Origin of the sequence: Neotamlana nanhaiensis (assembly GCF_000943555.1) — a bacterium.
Taxonomy (GTDB): Bacteria; Bacteroidota; Bacteroidia; order Flavobacteriales; family Flavobacteriaceae; genus Neotamlana; species Neotamlana nanhaiensis.
Window position 1 is genome coordinate 1 of the sequence record NZ_JTDV01000027.1, and the last position, 2321, is coordinate 2321.

Genomic DNA, 2321 nt, shown 5'->3' on the forward strand with positions numbered 1-2321 from the left:
TTTGCACCCGCAAAAACGGGCAAGTAAAAAGCCTTAAAAGAGTTCCTAGAGATACAGATTAAAGCTTTTGAAATTTTTCAAAAAAAAATCAAAAAAAGTTTTGGGAATTAAAAAAAGGGTTTTACATTTGCACCCGCTTAACAAGGAAACGAGTTAAGTCAAGTAAAGAAACAAGTTCATAAACATATTGAATTGACAGCGTAAAATTAGTATTGGAAACAATATTAATTAACAAAGAGAATAAGCCATTTTGAGTACCTTAGAGATATTCTTTTAGTTGTTAAAAATAATAGTGGAAACACTTAAAGATTTAACGATGAAGAGTTTGATCCTGGCTCAGGATGAACGCTAGCGGCAGGCCTAACACATGCAAGTCGAGGGGTAACATTGGAGCTTGCTTCAGATGACGACCGGCGCACGGGTGCGTAACGCGTATGCAATCTACCTTTTGCTGAGGGATAGCCCAGAGAAATTTGGATTAATACCTCATAGTATTACATTTTTGCATGATTATGTAATTAAAGGTTACGGCAAAAGATGAGCATGCGTCCTATTAGCTAGATGGTGTGGTAACGGCACACCATGGCAACGATAGGTAGGGGTCCTGAGAGGGAGATCCCCCACACTGGTACTGAGACACGGACCAGACTCCTACGGGAGGCAGCAGTGAGGAATATTGGACAATGGAGGCAACTCTGATCCAGCCATGCCGCGTGCAGGAAGACTGCCCTATGGGTTGTAAACTGCTTTTATACAGGAAGAAACCACTCTACGTGTAGAGTTCTGACGGTACTGTAAGAATAAGGATCGGCTAACTCCGTGCCAGCAGCCGCGGTAATACGGAGGATCCAAGCGTTATCCGGAATCATTGGGTTTAAAGGGTCCGTAGGTGGATAATTAAGTCAGAGGTGAAAGTCTGCAGCTCAACTGTAGAATTGCCTTTGATACTGGTTATCTTGAATTATTATGAAGTAGTTAGAATATGTAGTGTAGCGGTGAAATGCATAGATATTACATAGAATACCAATTGCGAAGGCAGATTACTAATAATATATTGACACTGATGGACGAAAGCGTAGGTAGCGAACGGGATTAGATACCCCGGTAGTCTACGCCGTAAACGATGGATACTAGCTGTTCGGTTTCGGCTGAGTGGCTAAGCGAAAGTGATAAGTATCCCACCTGGGGAGTACGTTCGCAAGAATGAAACTCAAAGGAATTGACGGGGGCCCGCACAAGCGGTGGAGCATGTGGTTTAATTCGATGATACGCGAGGAACCTTACCAGGGCTTAAATGTAAGTTGCATGATTTAGAGATAGATCTTTCTTCGGACTACTTACAAGGTGCTGCATGGTTGTCGTCAGCTCGTGCCGTGAGGTGTCAGGTTAAGTCCTATAACGAGCGCAACCCCTGTTGTTAGTTGCCAGCATGTAAAGATGGGAACTCTAGCAAGACTGCCGGTGCAAACCGTGAGGAAGGTGGGGATGACGTCAAATCATCACGGCCCTTACGTCCTGGGCTACACACGTGCTACAATGGTAGGGACAGAGAGCAGCCACTTCGCGAGAAGGAGCGAATCTATAAACCCTATCACAGTTCGGATCGGAGTCTGCAACTCGACTCCGTGAAGCTGGAATCGCTAGTAATCGCATATCAGCCATGATGCGGTGAATACGTTCCCGGGCCTTGTACACACCGCCCGTCAAGCCATGGAAGCTGGGAGTGCCTGAAGTCCGTCACCGCAAGGAGCGGCCTAGGGTAAAATCGGTAACTAGGGCTAAGTCGTAACAAGGTAGCCGTACCGGAAGGTGCGGCTGGAACACCTCCTTTCTAGAGAAAGACGACTAAAAAGTATCATATAAACTAAGTAAAGAAATAGTTTATTCTCTGTTAGCTGTTAATTTAAAAAAATCAGTCCCAGTGCACGGTCAACAGTTTACAGTGCTATACTGCGAACTGCGACTGCAAACTGAAGACTATAAAAAGTCTCATAGCTCAGCTGGTTAGAGCGCTACACTGATAATGTAGAGGTCGGCAGTTCGAGTCTGCCTGAGACTACGAGGTACGGTGTACCGAGTATTCCCAACTTGATTGGGAATCTGTCGAAAGACATAAGTTCATTAAATATTGAAAGGAAATTCTAGAAGTTAAGCAACCCAATAAGTTGCAGGTTTAGTTACTGTAAACTGCTACTGAACACTGCTAACTACAAGATACGGGGGATTAGCTCAGCTGGCTAGAGCGCTTGCCTTGCACGCAAGAGGTCATCGGTTCGACTCCGATATTCTCCACGATTCAATTCCGAATTCAAAATTTTGAA

The 2321-nt window shown here is 44.6% G+C and carries 2 tRNA genes and 1 rRNA gene; all 3 read left to right on the top strand.

Annotated features, from left to right (window positions below):
* The first annotated feature begins 313 nt into the window (after window positions 1-313).
* The 3 genes from PK35_RS16920 to PK35_RS16930 all read left to right on the top strand — a co-directional run bounded on the left by PK35_RS16920 (window position 314) and on the right by PK35_RS16930 (window position 2292).
* Window positions 314-1831: ribosomal RNA gene (locus tag PK35_RS16920) — 16S ribosomal RNA — on the top strand.
* A 154-nt stretch (window positions 1832-1985) separates the two neighbouring features.
* A tRNA-Ile gene (locus tag PK35_RS16925) sits at window positions 1986-2059 on the top strand.
* A gap of 159 nt (window positions 2060-2218) precedes the next feature.
* Window positions 2219-2292 (top strand) — tRNA-Ala (locus PK35_RS16930).
* Window positions 2293-2321 lie beyond the last annotated feature (29 nt).